This window comes from Pedobacter sp. HMWF019 (genome assembly GCF_003061025.1).
In the GTDB taxonomy this organism is placed as follows: Bacteria; Bacteroidota; Bacteroidia; order Sphingobacteriales; family Sphingobacteriaceae; genus Pedobacter.
The window spans coordinates 1-2069 of the sequence record NZ_QAIL01000094.1 but is presented as its reverse complement, the minus strand read 5'-3'; the positions used below and the strand labels follow the sequence as shown (position 1 = coordinate 2069).

General features: G+C 41.6%; 2 protein-coding genes. Both read left to right on the top strand.

Annotation, left to right across the window (positions count from 1 at the left end; translation table 11 throughout):
- Positions 1-290, top strand: a 290-nt coding sequence (locus DBR11_RS06160; protein ID WP_233260666.1) for a thioredoxin family protein, incomplete at its 5' end; no start/stop codon positions are given.
- A gap of 101 nt (positions 291-391) precedes the next feature.
- Positions 392-2069 (top strand): pitrilysin family protein (locus tag DBR11_RS06155; protein WP_233260665.1); only part of this gene is annotated, 1678 nt, incomplete at its 3' end.

The window sequence follows — 2069 nt, the reverse complement described above, 5'->3', positions numbered from 1 at the left end:
GCCTTCAGAAATTTCTGAAGGCAAATCAAATTGAAATGCTCTATATATCGATGGATAAGCCGGAGGCCGATCAGCAGTGGCAGCAAATGATCCGGTACTATGATCTTCGGGGAAAGCATATACGTACTTCAGATCTATTGAGGCAAGATTTAATGAATAAGTTTTGGGATGGAAAGGGGTATAGCATCCCACGTTATCTCATCGTTAAAGATGGTAAGGTTGTAGAAACTAGTGCCCTGCGTCCAGCAGATAAAGACAAGCTCTACGAGCAAATTAGAAAATACTTATAGAAATGCGCTGATTTATCTACGAACTAATCGTAATTTTTTAGTTGGGACTACCTTTATGTGCGCTAAAATATAGAACTTTAGGGCTCAACTTATTATCACAAATGATTTACAAAAAACAAAAACTATTTATAGCTGCGGTGGCATTTGGCTTATTTATGCCTTTTATCAGTCAGGCGCAGCTGAAAACTTTGAGGCAACCGCTGAAGGCAAGCCAAGCCCGTTCAGTGAGCACACAAAACCTGCCCTTAGATCCAGCTGTACGTACAGGTAAATTGCCAAACGGATTTACCTATTATATACGACACAATACAGAACCAAAGAATAGAGTAGTCATGTACCTGGCCAATAAAGTGGGGTCTATTTTGGAAACAGATGAACAGCAGGGCCTGGCCCATTTTATGGAGCACATGAGTTTTAACGGGACCAAACATTTCCCTAAAAGCGAATTGGTCAGTTACCTGCAGAAATCTGGTGTACGTTTTGGTGCAGATCTGAATGCTTATACCAGTTTTGATGAAACAGTGTACCAGTTGCCTCTGCCAACAGACAATCCTGAAATACTTAAAAATGGCATCCAGATCATGCGGGATTGGGCCCAGGAGGCCACTTTGGAGACAGAAGAAATCAACAAAGAGCGTGGTGTGATCATGGAAGAAAAACGTTTAGGCAAAGGTGCTTCAGAAAGAATGCAGAGACAAACTTTTCCCTTACTGCTGAACCACTCGAGATATGCCTCCCGTGTTCCGATAGGAACAGAGCAAGTATTGCTGAACTTTAAACCTGAAACGATTAAGGCTTATTATAAAGACTGGTACCGGCCTAATTTACAAGCTCTGATCGTCGTTGGAGATATAAACGTAGCGGAGATGGAAAAAACCATTAAAGCCAAATTTTCTGACCTGAAAAATCCTGTAAAAGAGAAACCAAGAACAAAATATACCGTACCCTTGACAGGCAAAAATCAATTTCTGGCTGTTACAGATAAAGAGATGCCTTCTACCGTGATGCAGGTGCTCATTAAGCATAAAGCACAGGATCTGAAAACTGCCGAGGATTATCGTACTTCGCTCATCAAAGGCCTGTTTAATCAGATTCTGAACGAACGTTATACCGAATTGTCCAGACAGGCTGATCCACCATTTTTGCAGGGTGGCGCAGGTATTCAGGATCTGTTGGGTGGTCTGGATATGTATGCGGCCTCTGTTGTGGCTAAACCTGGAGAACTGGAAAAAGGTTTTAAAGCGGTTTGGAGAGAGAGCCGCCGGGCACAGTTGTTTGGTTTTACACAAACCGAATTGGATCGTGCAAAACAGAATTACCTGAGCAGTATGGAGGCTGCAGTGAAGGAGAAAGATAAAACACAGTCGGAATCGTATGTTAAAGAATACCTTCAATATTTCTTAAATCAGAATGCTGCACCTGGCATTACGAAAGAAAACGAATTGGTTACCCGGTTTGTTCCAGGAATTTCTCTTCAGGAAGTCAATGCCGTAAGTAAAGAATACATCAAAGATATCAATAGGGATATCATTATTATGGCGCCTGAAAAGGATAAAGCCAGTTTACCGGATGAGACTAAGGCACTCAGCTGGATAGAAAGTGTTAATGAGGAGAAACTGGAAGCATTTAAAGATAATGTAAGTACCCTGCCATTGCTTGCTGGAATACCTTCAGGCGGAAAGATTGTGAAGGAGGATAAAGATGCTACTCTGGGGCTCACCACATTGACATTAAGTAATGGGGTAAAAGTATTGCTTAAGAAAACAGACTTTAAGAACA